Annotated in this window: 13 protein-coding genes; 5 read left to right on the top strand and 8 right to left on the bottom strand. The window is 74.8% G+C overall.

What is annotated here, in order from left to right; translation table 11 throughout:
- Positions 1–217: 217 nt before the first annotated feature.
- On the bottom strand, positions 218–2,083 hold the full coding sequence (locus tag BN6_RS47775; protein WP_231905277.1) for a serine/threonine-protein kinase: 1,866 nt from the start codon (positions 2,081–2,083) through the stop codon (positions 218–220).
- 284 nt (positions 2,084–2,367) lie between these two features.
- On the opposite strand from BN6_RS47775, the gene BN6_RS13455 reads away from it, so the two are divergent.
- Entirely contained in the window at positions 2,368–2,667 is a 300-nt protein-coding gene (locus BN6_RS13455; protein WP_015100199.1) for a DUF1540 domain-containing protein, read from the top strand.
- Between the two features lie 70 nt (positions 2,668–2,737).
- Here the strand turns inward: BN6_RS13455 and BN6_RS13450 are convergent, their stop codons facing one another.
- Positions 2,738–5,899 carry a BTAD domain-containing putative transcriptional regulator gene (locus BN6_RS13450; RefSeq protein WP_015100198.1) on the bottom strand — a complete coding sequence of 1,054 codons (3,162 nt, stop codon included), beginning with the start codon at positions 5,897–5,899 and terminating at the stop codon, positions 2,738–2,740.
- Positions 5,900–6,019: 120 nt separating this feature from the next.
- On the opposite strand from BN6_RS13450, the gene BN6_RS13445 reads away from it, so the two are divergent.
- Entirely contained in the window at positions 6,020–6,886 is an 867-nt protein-coding gene (locus tag BN6_RS13445; protein WP_015100197.1) for an alpha/beta fold hydrolase, read from the top strand.
- A 4-nt stretch (positions 6,887–6,890) separates the two neighbouring features.
- Here the strand turns inward: BN6_RS13445 and BN6_RS13440 are convergent, their stop codons facing one another.
- On the bottom strand, positions 6,891–7,472 hold the full coding sequence (locus BN6_RS13440; RefSeq protein ID WP_041316665.1) for a TetR/AcrR family transcriptional regulator: 582 nt from the start codon (positions 7,470–7,472) through the stop codon (positions 6,891–6,893).
- 93 nt (positions 7,473–7,565) lie between these two features.
- Here BN6_RS13440 and BN6_RS13435 point away from each other — a divergent pair, with 93 nt between their 5' ends.
- On the top strand, positions 7,566–7,790 hold the full coding sequence (locus tag BN6_RS13435) for a hypothetical protein (protein WP_041312716.1): 225 nt from the start codon (positions 7,566–7,568) through the stop codon (positions 7,788–7,790).
- 42 nt (positions 7,791–7,832) lie between these two features.
- Here the strand turns inward: BN6_RS13435 and BN6_RS13430 are convergent, their stop codons facing one another.
- The 4 genes from BN6_RS13430 to BN6_RS13415 form a co-directional block, all read right to left on the bottom strand.
- Positions 7,833–10,097, bottom strand: a complete 2,265-nt coding sequence (locus tag BN6_RS13430; protein ID WP_015100194.1) for a heavy metal translocating P-type ATPase — start codon at positions 10,095–10,097, stop codon at positions 7,833–7,835.
- The gene (locus tag BN6_RS13425) at positions 10,087–10,992 is read right to left on the bottom strand and encodes a hypothetical protein (RefSeq protein ID WP_015100193.1); all 906 of its coding nucleotides are present in this window, start codon (positions 10,990–10,992) and stop codon (positions 10,087–10,089) included. The genes BN6_RS13430 and BN6_RS13425 overlap by 11 nt, the downstream gene beginning before the upstream one ends.
- Before the next feature lie 62 nt (positions 10,993–11,054).
- Positions 11,055–11,261 carry a heavy-metal-associated domain-containing protein gene (locus BN6_RS13420; RefSeq protein ID WP_015100192.1) on the bottom strand — a complete coding sequence of 69 codons (207 nt, stop codon included), beginning with the start codon at positions 11,259–11,261 and terminating at the stop codon, positions 11,055–11,057.
- A 34-nt stretch (positions 11,262–11,295) separates the two neighbouring features.
- The gene (locus BN6_RS13415) at positions 11,296–11,577 is read right to left on the bottom strand and encodes a metal-sensitive transcriptional regulator (RefSeq protein WP_015100191.1); all 282 of its coding nucleotides are present in this window, start codon (positions 11,575–11,577) and stop codon (positions 11,296–11,298) included.
- 203 nt (positions 11,578–11,780) lie between these two features.
- Between BN6_RS13415 and BN6_RS13410 the strand changes: the two genes are divergently transcribed.
- On the top strand, positions 11,781–12,368 hold the full coding sequence (locus BN6_RS13410) for a DUF6939 family protein (protein WP_015100190.1): 588 nt from the start codon (positions 11,781–11,783) through the stop codon (positions 12,366–12,368).
- On the opposite strand, the gene BN6_RS13405 is transcribed toward BN6_RS13410, so the two are convergent.
- Entirely contained in the window at positions 12,365–12,697 is a 333-nt protein-coding gene (locus BN6_RS13405; protein ID WP_041312714.1) for a hypothetical protein, read from the bottom strand. The two genes, BN6_RS13410 and BN6_RS13405, sit on opposite strands and share 4 nt — an antisense overlap.
- A 602-nt stretch (positions 12,698–13,299) precedes the next feature.
- Here BN6_RS13405 and BN6_RS13400 point away from each other — a divergent pair.
- The gene (locus tag BN6_RS13400; RefSeq protein WP_041316661.1) at positions 13,300–14,502 is read left to right on the top strand and encodes a cysteine desulfurase-like protein; all 1,203 of its coding nucleotides are present in this window, start codon (positions 13,300–13,302) and stop codon (positions 14,500–14,502) included.
- Positions 14,503–14,528 lie beyond the last annotated feature (26 nt).

Genomic DNA, 14,528 nt, shown 5'->3' with positions numbered 1-14,528 from the left:
CGGACGCCCTTCACCCGTTCGTGATTCCATCATGTGGACACCACCCGTCCACACGGCGCCCACCTGGTGAAACGCCGCCCCGACCGGCGTCGACACCGCCCCCGGCGGGCCTCACAGCCTAACTCCGCCCCGCCGCGCGCGAACGCTTCCGTTGTGCGAGCCGCATTAGCGCAAAAGGCACGGCGCGGCGGTCAGGACACCGGACATCGTGCGGCGCTCAGCCGATCGTGTCCTGCTGGTCGATCGCCCACCCGTCGCCGACCCGGACCAGGGTGTAGACGTTCACCTCGGACTCGCTGCCCCCGCCGCGGTAGTTGTAGGTCACCCGCGCGGTCACCTTGTCGCCGTCCACCCGCACCTCGCTCAGCGGCGCGCTCGCCACCCGCGACCAGAAGTCGCGGTACTTGGCCGGGGTGAGGGTGCGACCGGCTTTGAAGCGGTCGGTCAGCCTGGTGTAGGCGACCTCGGTGTTGCCGGGCAGCAACGCGTAGTAGTCGGTCAGCGCCTGGTCCGGGCCGGTCGGCTGGGCCGGGGTGGTCGTCGTCGGCGGCGCGGTGGTGGTCTCCTGGGTGGTCTCCTGGGTCGTCTGCCCGGTCGGCTGGTCCTGCCCGCTGGTGGGCTGCCCACCGGTGGGCTGCTCGCCGGTCGGCTGGTCCTGGCCGGTCGGCTGGGTGGCGCCGGTCGCCGTGGAACCGCCGGGCTGGTCGAGGGGCGTCTCGCCGTCGTGGCTGAGGAGCACCACCACCACCACGCCCAGCAGCACCACCAGCGCGGCGACGATCAGCACGACCCGCCGCCGGACACCGTCGGACTCGCCGTCGGGCCGTCCGGCGGGCGGCGGCTCGACCGGTGGGGTCGCCACCTTGGTCTTGGCCGGCGGGGTCGCCGGGGTCGTCGCGACCGGCAGCGTGGCCGGCTTCGTCTTGGCCGGCGTCGTCTCTGCCGAGTCGGTCTCTGCCGGGTCCGTCCCGGCGGGGTCCGCGTCGGTGGGGTCCGCCTCGGCCGGGGTTGTGGCTGGGTTCGTGGCCACCGGCTCGGCCGAGACGGTCGTCCCGGCGGGGGCGTCCGCCGCCGGGATCGGCACGGCGGGCGGCGCGAGCGGCGGGACGGTCTCGGGCAGGCCGGCCGCCTGCTCGTCCGCGGCGGTGGCCGCGGGCTCGGCGGGCGGCGCGGGAGCCGGCAGCGGCTCGGACGGGCCGGTCTCGGCGGGCGGGTCGAGCACCGGCAGCACGATCCGGGTCGCGGCGGCGAAGGGCAGGGCCTCGGCCACCACGGTGACCGGCTCCGCGGACCCCTCGGCGAGCATCCGCACCGCCTCGGCCATGGTGGGCCGGTTCTCCGGGTCGCGGTCGAGCAGCCGGGCCAGCACCGGCCCGAGCGGTCCGGCGTTCTCCGGCGGCGGGTACTTGCCCTCGGCCGCCCGGTGCAGCAGCAGGATCGGGTTGCCGTCCACCCCGAACGGCGGCGCGCCCTCCAGCGCCGCGTAGAGCGTCGCGCCGACCCCGAACACGTCGGACGGGAAGCCCGGCTCGGCGCCGAGCGCGACCTCCGGCGCGAGGTAGGCGGGCGTGCCGACGAGCATCCCGGACGCGGTGAGCGTGCCCTCGCCGGCGACCCGCGAGGTGCCGAAGTCGGTGACCTTCACCGTGCCGAACTCGGTCACCAGCACGTTGCCGGGCTTGACGTCGCGGTGGATCACGCCGGCGTCGTGCGCGGAGGCGAGGCCGGCGGCGAGCTGCTGCCCGATCCGGCGCACCTCGTCGTGCGTCAGGGTGCCCCGGTCGGCCAGCACCGCGGCCAGGCTGCGCGACGGGAGGTACTCCATCACCAGCCACGGCCGGTCGTCGTCCTCGACCACGTCGTAGAGCGCGATCACGTTGGCGTGCTGGAGCCGCGCGGCGATCCGGCCCTCGCGCACCGCCCGCTTGGCCGAGTCGGCGTCGAAACCGTTGCGGGTCAGCAGTTCCTTGACCGCCACGATCCGCCGCAGCCGGGTGTCCTCGGCCCGCCAGACCACACCCATGCCACCCGCGCCGATCCGGTCCGTCAACCGGTACCGGCCCGCGATGGTGCGCTCGTCCACCACTGCTCCCATTCCCGCGGCGCGCGTCGAGCACTCATGACCCGATCGAGCGACCTTCGAACGTGTGTACCCGACCACGATGCCGGCCAAGCGTCACCTGATCGGCGAGCGCCCGGTGGTGTGTCGCGCCGGGGCACTCCCGGCCGGGGCACCCGGAAACCCCTGGAAATAGGTGCGGGACAGCAAAAATAGACCGTGGTTAGCCTTACCTAATCATTCCCGTGTTGCGACCTTGTAATGCCGGTGGCAATGTCCACAACACCGAACCGGCATGAGGAGCAACCATGACCACCACCGAAATGCCCGCGGTCAGCTCGTGCACCGTCGCGGGCTGTTCGTACAACCACGACGGCTGCCACGCGTTCGCGATCACGGTCAACGGCGTCAACGGCACCGCCGACTGCGGCACCTTCGTCCCGCTGTCCCGCAAGGGCGGCTTGGACAAGGTCGTAGCGCAGGTGGGAGCCTGCTCGCGGACGGACTGCGTGCACAACGCCAACCTGGAGTGCACCGCGTCCGACGTGCGGGTCGGCCCCGGGTCGGGCGACCACGCGGCCAACTGCCTGACCTACACCCAGGTCTGACCGCGCCTCGCGCGCAATAGCGAATCGCGGGGGCGCACCACCGCCTCCGCGATTCGGCGCGAATCGCCGATCAGCGCCGCGACCGCCCCGGCGATCGGGCCCCGAGCTCGTTTTCCCAGTGCGCCGCACCGGCTTTGCGGGCCAGGTCGCGGGCCTGCCGGAAATGGTCCTCGGCGTCCCCCGGACGGCCCAGCGCCCCGGCGAGCCGGCCGAGCAGCCCGGCCACCGGCCCGAGCACGAGCAGCCCGCTGCCCGCCCCGGCCAGCTCCCCGGCCGCCGGACGCAGGGCCGCGTACACCTCACCCATCAGGTCGCGGTCGTCGAGACCGAGCGCGACCAACCCGGTCAGCCACGTCCGCGCCTCGTAGAGCAGGTCGCGCGGCGACTCCCGCACGGCGGCGCGCGCCCGCGCCGGCCGGCCCGCGTCGAGTTCGTGCAGCGCGAGCGCCCACGGCCGGTACGGCCCCCAGTCCTCGGCGAGGTCCACGGCGACCGGTCCGCCGGCCTGGATCCCGTGGCACAGCAGGGCGAACGGGCGGATCCCGGCCTCCAGCCCGGCCATCCCGGTGCCACCCAACCGGGCGGCGGCGGTGCGGTAGGCGGCCCGCGCGTCCCGGCCCGACACCGAGGCCCGCAGCGCGGCGTACCACCCGGTGAACACGCCGACCAGCGGCAGCTCGTGGCGTGCGGCGATCCGGTCGACGGTCGCCGCGTGGTCGTCGGCGGCCTCGAACTCGGCCAGCGCCGACTGTGCTTGCAGCAGCACGAGGTGGGCCAGCACCTCGAACGCCACGAGCCCGTGCCGGGTCGACACCGAGAGCAGGTCCCGGCCGATCCGGACGCGGTCAGCCGCGAGTCCCGCGCGTTCGAAGGACTGCATGAACCGGCCGTTGAGCGCGTAGGCGAGCAGCGCCGGGTCGTCCAGCCGGCGGGCGATCGCCTCGGCTTCCCGGGCCGCCGCCCGTCCCCGGTCCTCGGCGGTGCCGCGCAGCTCCAGCGCCATCGCGGTGAGCAGCCGGGCCCGCTCGGCGGGCCGGTCCGGCGGGAGCACCGCCAGCGTCCGCTCCGCGACGGCGACCACCTGGTCGGACAGGTCCTGGTCGTCGTTGCCGGTCCAGATCGCGGGCACGTCGAACGACCCGAGCACGGCCGCGGTCAGCTCCGGGTCGCCGACCCGTTCGGCGGCGCTCAACGCCTCGCCCCGCAACCGCCGCGCCGACGCCAGCTCCCCGGTCACGGCCAGCGCCCGCACGTACCCCATCACCGCCGCCAGCCGCACCCGCTCGCCGTCCGGGGCCCGATCGTGGGCTCGGTCGTGGGCCCGGTCGTGGGCGGCGACGGCGTCGCGCCGCCACCGGACGGCCTCGTGCGGGGCGAACCGGCGTTCGGCGCGTTCGGCCGCCGCACCGGCGTAGTGCGCCGCTTTCCCCGCCGTGGCACGGCTTTCGGCCCGGACGTAGTGGTGCGCCACGGTCTCGACGTCGTCGGGCCGGTCCCGTTCGACGGCCTGCGCGACGGCGGTGTGCCAGCGCGACCGCCGCGACGACGGGATGTCGGCGTAGAGCGTGTCACGCACCAGGTCGTGCGCGAACCGCACCGCGTCCGGGCCGCGTTCGGTGACGAAACCCAGCAACTGCGCGGATTCCACCGCGTCCAGCACCACGTCCTCGTCGCCCGCCACCGCGACCAGCACGTCCAGGTCGACCTCGCGGCCGATCACCGCGGCCTGCCGCAGCACCTGCCGCCGCGCGGGTGGCAACCCGTCGACGCGGCGGCGCAGGACGTCCCGCACGCCCTCGGGGACGGCGGAGAGCACCTCCGCGCCTTCGTCGTCCAGCAGCCGGGCCAGTTCGCGGGCGAAGAACGGGTTGCCGCCGCTGCGCCGGTGGATGGCGCGGGCCGTGGCGTCGTCCACGTCCCGGTGGGCGGTCGCGCGCACCAGCCGCGCCAGGTCCGGCTCGGGCAGGCCGCCCAGGTACACCCGCACCGGCTCGACCCGGGCCAGCCGCGCGAGCGCCTCGCCCAGCGCGGCGGAGATCTCCGTGCTCCGGTAGGTGCCGACCACCAGCACCGGCAGGTCGACCGGCTCGGCGACCAGCGCCGCCAGCAGCGCCAGCACGTCCTCCCCCGCCCAGTGCAGGTCGTCCACCACGAGCAGCAGCGGGCCGGGCGCGGCGGACAGGTGCTCGACCAGGGCGCGCCGCCGGTCCGGTCGGGCGTCGTCGGGCAGCAGCCGCCCGCCGCCCTGCTCGTGCTGCCGGCTCCACTCGGTGCGCCAGCCGGCCAGCCGGGCGGCGAGCTCCCCGGCCAGCGCGGTCTTGCCCGCGCCCGCGTCGCCGGAGACCAGCGCCACCCCGAGCCGCCGCCGCGCGCCGGCCTCGGCGGCCGCGCCGAGCAGCCGGGCCAGCTCCGCGTCCCTGCCGACGAACGCCCTGCCGGCGACCGTCCCGCCGGCGGGCACGACCGGCGCGGGCGCGGCGGCCAGGTGCGGCGCGTGGTCGAGGATGTCGGTCTCCAGCCGGCGCAGCTCCGGACCGGGGTCCACGCCCAGCTCGTCGGCCAGCGACCGCCGGGCCCGGCGCAGCGCGCCCAGCGCGTCGGCCTGCCGCCCGGCCCGGTAGAGCGCCAGCGCCAGCAGCCGCCAGGCGTTCTCCCGCCACGGCAGCCCGGCCAGGTGCGCTTCCAGCTCGGCCACCGCCTCGGCGGGCCGGCCCAGCGCCAGCACCGCCTCGACCCGCCGCTCCACGGCCAGCAGGCGCAGCTCGTCCAGCCGGGACACCTCGCCGCGCGCCCACGGCTCGTCGGCGAACTCCGGGTAGGCCGGTCCCCGCCACAGCGCGAGCCCCGCCTCGGCGGACGCGAGCGCGGCCCGGGGGTCGCCTGCGGCGAGCCGGTCGCGCGACTCGTGCACGGCGGCCTCGAACCGCACGGCGTCGACCTCGTCGGTGACCAGCGCGTAGCCGGGCGCGGCGGTCACCAGCAGCCGGGGCGGGTTGCGGGCGGGCCGGTCGGGTTCCAGCGCGCGGCGCAGCGTGAACACGAAGCTCTGCACCGCGCCGACCGCGCCCTCGGGCGGGTCCGGCCACAGGTCGTCGACCAGCCGGGCGACCGGCACCACCCGGCCCTTGGCGACCAGCAGCCGGGCCAGCACCGCCCGGTGCCGGGGCCCCTTGAGGTCGACCGGACCACCGGGTCCGCTCGCGGTGAGCGGGCCGAGCACCCCGAACTCCATCACCCGGTCAGCCTAACCGGGGCAGGCATCTTCGCTGGTCAACCCCGCGTGAACCGGACGCTGACCGGATGCTGATCGGGCCCGGACAGCCTGGTGGCACCACTCCGGGAGGAATCGCAGATGACCATCGCAGGATTCGACCAGCAGCACGTCACCGTCGCCGACGGCGTGCGCCTCAACGTGGCCGTGGGCGGGTCGGGGAGCCCCGTCGTGCTGCTGCACGGCTTCCCGCAGACCCACCTGATGTGGCGGCACGTCGCCGCCGACCTGGCGGCAGACCACACCGTGATCTGCCCCGACCTGCGCGGCTACGGCGCCAGCGACCAGCCGGCCGACACCGGCCGCACCTACGCCAAGCGCACCATGGCCGCCGACGTGGTGGCCGTCGCGAAGGCGTTCGGCTTCGACCGCTTCGCGCTGGCGGGCCACGACCGGGGCGCGCTGGTCGCCATCCGCACCGGCCTGGACCACCCGGACGCGGTCACCCACCTGGCGTCGCTCGACGTGCTGCCGACCTTGGACATGTGGGAGGTCATGCAGGGCCGTTCGGCCGCCGTCGGTTTCCACCTGTACCTCATGGCGCAGGCACCGGACCTGCCCGAACAGCTCATCGCGGGTGCTCCGGACGCGTTCTTCGGGCACTTCCTCGACGCGTGGACGACCCGGCCCGAGGCGCTCGCCGACGTGCGCGAGACCTACCTGGCGGCGTCCCGCGCGGCGATCGGCTCGATCGTGGCGGACTACCGGGCGTCGGCGGGGGTGGACGTGGCGGACGACGAGGAGGACCGCCGGGCGGGCAACCGGCTGCGGATGCCGGTGACCGTGCTGCAACAGGACTGGGGCGCGGCGCTGGGGTTCGACGCGGCGGGCCGGTGGCGTGCGTGGGCCGACGACCTGGTGCACGAGACCGTGACGTGCGGGCACTTCATGGCCGAAGAAGCGCCGGCCGACGTGGTGCGGGCACTGCGGAGCCTGTTCGCGCGCTGAGCGGTCAGGGCCGCAGCACCCGGTCGATCTGGTAGTCGAGCACCGCGCGGGCGTCCTCGGGCGTGCGGTGCCCGATCGCCACGTCCACGCCCAGGCTCGTCGCCAGCGACCAGCAGATGTCGGCGTCGAGCCGGTCGTCGCCGGTGCCGCGCCGGGCGGTGGCGATGAGCCCGGCGGTGAACGAGAGCAGCTCGTCGTCGCCGGGCGCGAGCACGCGGGCCAGGGTCGGGTCCGAGATGGTCCGGCCGAGCACGGCGACCGAGAAGCGCAGCAGCCGGGTGCTCTCCTCGTCCGGGCGGATCAGCGCGTGCAGGCACTCCCGCAGCACCACGGCGGCCCCGGCGTCGGCGATGGCGAGGATCGACCGCTCGATCCGGGCGTTCAGCTCGCGGACGGCGCGCTCCAGCGCGTCGCGGACCAGCGCCTCCATCGTCGGGAAGTAGTGCTGCACCTGCCCCATCGACACGCCGGCCTCGGCCGCGACCCCGCGCAGCGTGACACCTTCCAGCCCACCCCGGACCGCGAGCGCCCACACCGCCTCGGCCAGCCGTCCCCGGCGTTCCTCGTGGTCCACGACCTTCGGCACCCGCACCCCTTTTTCCCATGCAACCGCATTGCGTCAGCCCCGTCCATCCTATTACAGTGCAGATGCATTGGAACGGCTGCGAGGGGGAGAACCGTGAAGTACGACGTCTTTCAGATCGCCGGCGCGATCCTGCTGGTGCTCGGCGGGCAGGGGGCCGTCCGGCTGCTCCTCGACCACGCCGACAGCGGCCTGCTGGGCTGGGTCCCCGGCGGGTTCGGCGCGCAACTGGCCGGCTACCTGGTCGCCACCGCAGCGGGAGCGGTGCTGGCGGGGTGGGCCCACGACAAGGCCAAGGCCCTCGGCCGCCGCAACGGGTGATGGCCCGGAGCGGGCGGCTCCGGGCCATCGGGTCGCGGGTGGTCAGCCGACCGGGGCGGGCGCCTTCGGCCGGGTCGCGCCGGCGACCGGGGCGGCCGTCGGCGCGGTGCCGCGGAACCCGCGCAACCGCAGGCTGTTCGACACCACGAACACCGACGAGAACGCCATCGCCGCACCCGCGATCATCGGGTTGAGCAGCCCCGCCGCGGCCAGCGGCAGCGCCGCCACGTTGTAGGCGAACGCCCAGAACAGGTTGCCCTTGATCGTGGCCAACGTCCGCCGCGACAGCCGGATCGCGTCCACGGCGGCCATCAGGTCGCCCCGGACCAGCGTCAGGTCGCTCGCCTCGATCGCCGCGTCGGTCCCGGTGCCCATGGCCAGCCCGAGGTCGGCCTTGGCCAGCGCCGCAGCGTCGTTCACCCCGTCGCCGACCATCGCGACGACCTTGCCCGCCGCCTGGAGCCGGGCCACCACGTCCACCTTGTCCTGCGGCAGCACCTCGGCGAACACCTCGTCGATGCCCACATCGGCGGCCACCGCCCGCGCGGCGGCCTCGTTGTCGCCGGTCAGCAGCACGGGCGTCAGGCCCAGGCCGCGCAGCCGGCGGACCGCCTCGGCCGACGTGGGCTTCACCGCGTCGGCGACCACCAGGACCGCCCGCGCCACACCGTCCCACGCCACCAGCACGGCCGTGCGGCCCTGCCGTTCGGCGTCCCGCTTGGCCCGCGCCAGGTCCTCGTCCAGGTGCACGCTCCACTCGGCGAGCAGGCGCTCCCGGCCGACGATCACCGCGTGCCCGTCGACCACGCCCTGGACGCCCAGCCCGGCCAGGTTCTGGAATTCCTCCACGGCGGGCAGCTCGCCGACCCGCGCCTGCGCGCCGGCCGCGACCGCCTTGGCGATCGGGTGCTCCGAGGCGTTCTCCAGCGCACCCGCGAGCCGCAGGACGTCCTCGTCGGCACCGTGGGCGTGCACCTCGACCAGGCTCATCCGACCGGTGGTGACGGTGCCGGTCTTGTCCAGCACCACGGTGTCCACCCGGCGGGTCGACTCCAGCACCTCCGGCCCCTTGATCAGGATGCCCAGCTGCGCGCCCCGGCCCGTGCCGACCAGCAGCGCGGTCGGCGTGGCCAGGCCCAGGGCGCACGGGCAGGCGATGATCAGCACCGCGACCCCGGCGGTGAACGCCGCCGCGACCCCGTGCCCGCTGCCCAGCCAGAACGCGAGCGTCCCGACGGCCAGCGCGATCACGATCGGCACGAACACCGCCGACACCCGGTCGGCCAGCCGCTGCGCCTGCGCCTTGCCGTTCTGCGCGTCCTCGACGAGCTTCGCCATCCGCGCGAGCTGGGTGTCCCCGCCGACCCTGGTGGCCCGCACCACGAGCCGGCCGCCGGCGTTGACCGTCGCGCCGACCACCGCGTCACCGGGGCCGACCTCGACCGGCACCGACTCGCCGGTGACCATGCTCGCGTCGACCGCCGAACTGCCGTCCTCCACCACGCCGTCGGTGGCGATCTTCTCCCCCGGCCGCACCACGAACCGGTCGCCCACCGCGAGGTCCGCGACCGGGATCCGGGTCTCGCGCCCGTCCCGCAGCACCGCCACGTCCTTCGCGCCCAGCTCCAGCAGCGCCGTGAGCGCCGCGCCAGCCCGCCGCTTGGACCGCGCCTCGAAGTACCGGCCCGCCAGGATGAACGTGGTGACGCCGGCGGCGACCTCCAGGTAGATCGAGCCCGCGCCGTCGGTCGGCGCGATGGTCAGCTCGAACGCGTGGGTCATGCCGGGGGTGCCGGCCGTGCCGAACAGCAGCGCGTACAACGACCAGGCGAACGCGGCGAGCGTGCCCATCGAGATCAGCGTGTCCATGGTGGCCGCGCCGTGCCGCAGGTTCGTCCACGCCGCCCGGTGGAACGGCAGCGCGCCCCACACCAGCACCGGGGCCGCGAGCGCCAGCGAGATCCACTGCCAGTAGGTGAACTGGAGCGCGGGCACCATCGCCAACGCGATCACCGGCACCGACAGCACCGCCGACACGACCAGCCGCTGCCGCAGCGCCGCCGTCGGGTCTTCCTCCGCCACGGCCTCGGCCTCCGCCTGCGGCAGCCGCGCCCTGTACCCGGCGGCCTCGACCTGCTCGACCAGCGCCGCCGGGTCGAGCCCCTCGGGGAAGGTGACCTTGGCCTTCTCGGTGGCGTAGTTGACCGTCGCGGTCACGCCGTCGAGCTTGTTCAGCTTGCGCTCGATCCGGGCCGCGCACGAGGCGCAGGTCATGCCGGTGATCGACAGTTCGAGGTCAGTGGCCATGACCCGCCTCCACGGTGAACTCGGCGGTGCGCACCGCGCCCGCGTGCCGGAAGTCCAGGAACAGCCGGTAGGTCCCGGCGGTCGGCACCTCGGCGACGAACGAGATCTCCGGTCCCGGCGCGGTCTTCCCGTCGTCGGGCGCGCCTTCCGGGTGCACGTGCAGGTAGGCGAGGTCGCTGTGGCGCAACGCCACCAGGTGGCCGTAGGCCGCGAGGTAGGGCTGGAGGTCGGTGACCGGTGCGCCGTCCCGCGAGACGGTCACCCTGAGCGGCGACGCCTTGCCGGGCACCAGGTCGCCGTCGAGCCGGACCTGGTAGCCGTCGACCTCGGCGACCCGCGACGGCGAGTACGCGCGCGGCTCGAACAGACCGGGCACGGACACGTCCGCGCCCAGCGTGAGGGCCTGGCCGCCGGTCGGGGTGAAGTCGGCGAACACCCGGTAGGTGCCCGCGTCGGGCAGGTCGAGCGGCACCGACCAGGTGCCGTCCGGTGCCATCTCCGGGTGCACGTGCCGGAAGCCGGCGGTGTCGCGGCGGACCACGATCAGGTGCAGCCGCTTGTCGTGCTCGACCTCGAACGCGGTGACCGCACGGCCCTCGCGGTCGGAGATCCGGAAGGTGAAGGGTGATCCCGCGGCGGGCGTCGGGTCGGTGGGCGTGAGGGTGTAGCCGCCCCTGGACGACGCCAACCCGGCGGGCTGGTCCTGCTCGGCCCCCGCGACGGTGGCGCTGTGGTCGTCCCCGTGCCCGGCGTCCTCGCCGCCGTGCGTGCCGCCGTGACCGCGCTCGGCGGAATCGGCGGGAAGGGGACCGACAGCGCTCCCGACCGCCCAGGCCGCTCCCGCGACCAGGACGAGCGCCACACCGTAGGCGGAGAGCTTCGCTGTTGTGCTCATGGTGGTGTTCCTCGGTGAAACCGGGGAGCCCGCCCCGCGCGGGCGGGCTCCGGTGGGTCCTGCTATTCGGCGAGCGCGTAGCCCGCTTCCTCGACCGCGGCGCGCACGTCGGCCCGCGCGACCGGTTCGGCGCTGGTGACCTTGACCGCGCCGGTGGGGACGTCGACGGCCACGTCGGTGACCCCGGCGATCCGGGTGACCTCCTCGGTCACCGACGACGCGCAGTGCCCGCAGGTCATGCCGGTGACGGTGAAAGTGGTCTCTGCCATCGGAAACGTTCCTCCTCGTGAGTGCCGGAGCCGTTCAGGAGCGGACCAGGCGGGCGATCGCCTCGCCGGCCTCGCGGATCTTCTCGTCGGCACCGTCGCCGCCCTGCGCCAGCGCGTCGGCCACGCAGTGCTTGAGGTGCTCGTCGAGCAGGCCGAGCGAGACCGCCTGCAGCGCCTTGGTCGCGGCGGCGATCTGGGTGAGCACGTCGATGCAGTACTTGTCCCCCTCGACCATCCGCTGCAACCCCCGGACCTGCCCCTCCACCCGGCGCAGCCGCGCCAGGTAGTCGTCCTTGCCGGTGCTGTAGCCCCGCATGTCCCGCTCCTCTCAGCCACCACATTTATACCCCCATGGGGTATCCCCGTGTCAACGTCCTGAGACCCCGCACACACCTATGCCCGGTAGGGGTATACCTCAACGGCCGATCCGCCCTCCGACCGGCCGTCGCACGCGGGCGCTGTTGTCGTACCCCGTCGCTACGGTGACGGGGTCGTGGCGGCCGAACTGGGGGTGGGTACGTGGCGGTGCACGTGGTGAGTCGACGGCGCGGCGCGGTGTCGGTCGAGAAGGCGCATCCCGGCGCGATGGTGGTCGACGTGACCTCACGCGGGCCGGAGCCGTGGGTGCGGCTGAGCCCGTTCTACCCGCACGGCGGCATCCCGGTGCCGTTCACCCCGCACCTGACGGGCGCGTCCGTGGAGGGCATCTGGCAGGCGCTCAAGGTGTTCCGGGAGGCCGACGTCGACCTGGCCAAGCTCCGGGTCACCGGGATGACCGGGCTCAAGCGGACCGTCCGCCGGTTCGGCGAGGTGCTCGGCCACCGGGCCGGCGCGGACCTGCTGTCCTACGAGGACGCCCGGCGGCGCATCTACCTGCCGGTCTACCGGTGGGTGCTGGAGAACAGGGCGGTCGACGAGGTCGCCGCGCTGCGCGAGCCAGCCAACGGCGGCGACGTGGTGCTGCTGGACCACACGACGAACGGCGACGTGACCGACCTGTCGACCCCGCTCTCGCACGCCGCGCTCCTGCGCCACTACCTGTGCGACACCTGGCCCGCCGACACCCCCGGGCCGGAGGTCACCGGCGCGGGCCCGTTGCCCGGCTAGGCCGACTTGCGCCAGACCGGTTCGAACGCCTTCCAGTCCTGCTCCCAATGCCGGGCGCGGATCCGGTTGTGCGTCGAGCGCACCAGCAAGCACGCCAGCACCATCACGCCGCTCGCGCCGGCCCACACCCCCAACCCGACCAGGACGGCGGTGCCCGCACCGCTGGTCACGCGCACCTCGGACCCGATCGCCGCCGCGACCGGCAGGCTGAGCAGCACCACCGCGGCGGTCGCGACCAGCAGCGTCCCCTCGACCCGGTCACCGGGCCGGGCCAGCGGGTTGTTCCCGGGCAGCGCCCGCCGCACCGACCGCGCGATCCAGGTGTCCATCCGGTCGACCTCCCTCGTGTCGCACCCCACCCTGGCCCGCTCCCGCCCGCACCGCCCAGGGCCGGAGGTCAGTGCCGGGGTCCCTGTTCACCGAGGACTTCCGACTCTGCGCCGCACCCGGCCCCCGATGGCACCGTGGACCCCGAAGCCGCCCACTCCGACCTGGTCGGACCCCGGGCAGGCCCCGGACCCGGAGTGGCGATCGGGACGCCACTCCCGCCCCGGGCGACCGTGGACGGCTCCCCCAGGCCGTCCGCCGGTCGCCGGCTGGACGCGTCACCCGGTGCACGTCGGGTGCGCGTCCTCGCCACGTACCGCGCCCCGGGCGCGCAGCCGCGGCCGCCGGACACTTCGCCGGTCCGGCGGCCTGGCGGCCGCTCTCCGGCCTCCTGGCGGGGTCACCTGCGACGGCCCGGCGCAAGTAGGCCGGCGGGCCGACGAAGTTCACCGCGATGAGCAGCGCCCAGCGCCGCTTCGAGCCGTTCACGGCGGTCGGAGCCCGGCGGGCCAGGTCGCTCCACGCGCGGTGCCTGTCCATGACGGCCGATTCTGCGCGCCACCGCACCGTGCCGCGAGCCGGCGCGAACTGCCAGAGTGGGCACATGAGCTACGACGTCGAGGCGGTCCGCGCCCACTTCCCGTCCCTGGCCACCGGAACCGCGCACTTCGACGGTCCGGGAGGGTCGCAGGTGCCCTCGGTGGTCGCGGACGCCGTGCGCGACGTGATGGTGTCCTCGATCTCCAACCGGGGCCGGACCACGGCGGCCGAGCGCGCCGCGGACCACGTGGTGCTCGCCGCGCGCCGGGCCGCGGCCGACCTGCTGGCGGCGGACCCGGCCGCGATCGTGTTCGGGCGCAGCGCCACCCAGCTGACCTACGAGTTCGCCCGCACGCTGGCCAAGACGTGGCGGCCGGGCGACGAGGTCGTGGTGAGCAGGCTCGACCACGACGCGAACATCAGGCCGTGGGTGCAGGTGGCGGCGCAGGTGGGCGCGGTGGTGCGGTGGATCGGGTTCGACCCGGCGTCCGGCGAGCTGACCCCCGACGACGTGGCCGCCGTGCTGTCGCCGCGCACCAGGCTGGTCGCGGTGACGGGGGCGTCCAACCTGATCGGCACCCGCCCGCCGCTGGCCGCCATCGCCGAACTGGTGCACGAGCGCGGCGCGCTGTTCTTCGTGGACGGCGTGCACCTCACGGCGCACAACGCGGTGGACGTGACGGCGTTCGGCGCGGACTTCTTCGTGTGCTCCCCGTACAAGTTCTTCGGCCCGCACTGCGGCGTCTTGGCGGCCGCCCCGGACCTCCTGGCCACGCTGGACCCGGACAAGCTGCTGCCCTCCTCCGACGCGGTGCCCGAGCGGTTCGAACTGGGCACCCTGCCCTACGAGCTGCTGGCGGGCACCACCGCCGCCGTGGACTTCATCGCCGGTATCGCACCCGGTGCGGGCGACCGCCGGACGCGGCTCGTCACGTCGTGGGAGGCCGTCGAAGCGCACGAGGACCGGCTGCGCGCGGCCGTGGAGGCAGGTCTGCGGGACCTGCCCGGCGTGACGGTGTGGTCGCGCGCCGAATCCCGGACCCCGACCCTGCTGGCGACGTTCACCGACCACGACCCGACCGACGCCTACCGCTTCCTGGCCGACCAGGACGTCAACGCCCCGGCCGGCTCGTTCTACGCGGTCGAAACGTCCCGTTGGCTGGACCTGGGTGATGCCGGGGGTCTACGGGTCGGCCTGGCGCCGTACTCGACCGATGCCGAGGTGGAACGCCTGCTCACCGCCCTCGAACGCTTCCTGAAGTCCTGACGCGCACACCGTCCGCCCCGCACGGT

Source organism: Saccharothrix espanaensis DSM 44229 (assembly GCF_000328705.1).
In the GTDB taxonomy this organism is placed as follows: Bacteria; Actinomycetota; Actinomycetes; order Mycobacteriales; family Pseudonocardiaceae; genus Actinosynnema; species Actinosynnema espanaense.
This window is presented reverse-complemented; position numbering and strand designations above follow the sequence as displayed.

Bases quoted from the DNA above. Each gene is read 5' to 3' on its own strand.
- BN6_RS13450 (WP_015100198.1), bottom strand. From the start codon at position 5,899: ATGGAGTTCGGGGTGCTCGGCCCGCTCACCGCGAGCGGACCCGGTGGT.
- BN6_RS13415 (WP_015100191.1), bottom strand. From the start codon at position 11,577: ATGCGGGGCTACAGCACCGGCAAGGACGACTACCTGGCGCGGCTGCGC.
- BN6_RS13420 (WP_015100192.1), bottom strand. From the start codon at position 11,261: ATGGCAGAGACCACTTTCACCGTCACCGGCATGACCTGCGGGCACTGC.
- BN6_RS13430 (WP_015100194.1), bottom strand. From the start codon at position 10,097: ATGGCCACTGACCTCGAACTGTCGATCACCGGCATGACCTGCGCCTCG.
- BN6_RS13425 (WP_015100193.1), bottom strand. From the start codon at position 10,992: ATGAGCACAACAGCGAAGCTCTCCGCCTACGGTGTGGCGCTCGTCCTG.
- BN6_RS13400 (WP_041316661.1), top strand. From the start codon at position 13,300: ATGAGCTACGACGTCGAGGCGGTCCGCGCCCACTTCCCGTCCCTGGCC.
- BN6_RS13405 (WP_041312714.1), bottom strand. From the start codon at position 12,697: ATGGACACCTGGATCGCGCGGTCGGTGCGGCGGGCGCTGCCCGGGAAC.
- BN6_RS13455 (WP_015100199.1), top strand. From the start codon at position 2,368: ATGACCACCACCGAAATGCCCGCGGTCAGCTCGTGCACCGTCGCGGGC.
- BN6_RS13445 (WP_015100197.1), top strand. From the start codon at position 6,020: ATGACCATCGCAGGATTCGACCAGCAGCACGTCACCGTCGCCGACGGC.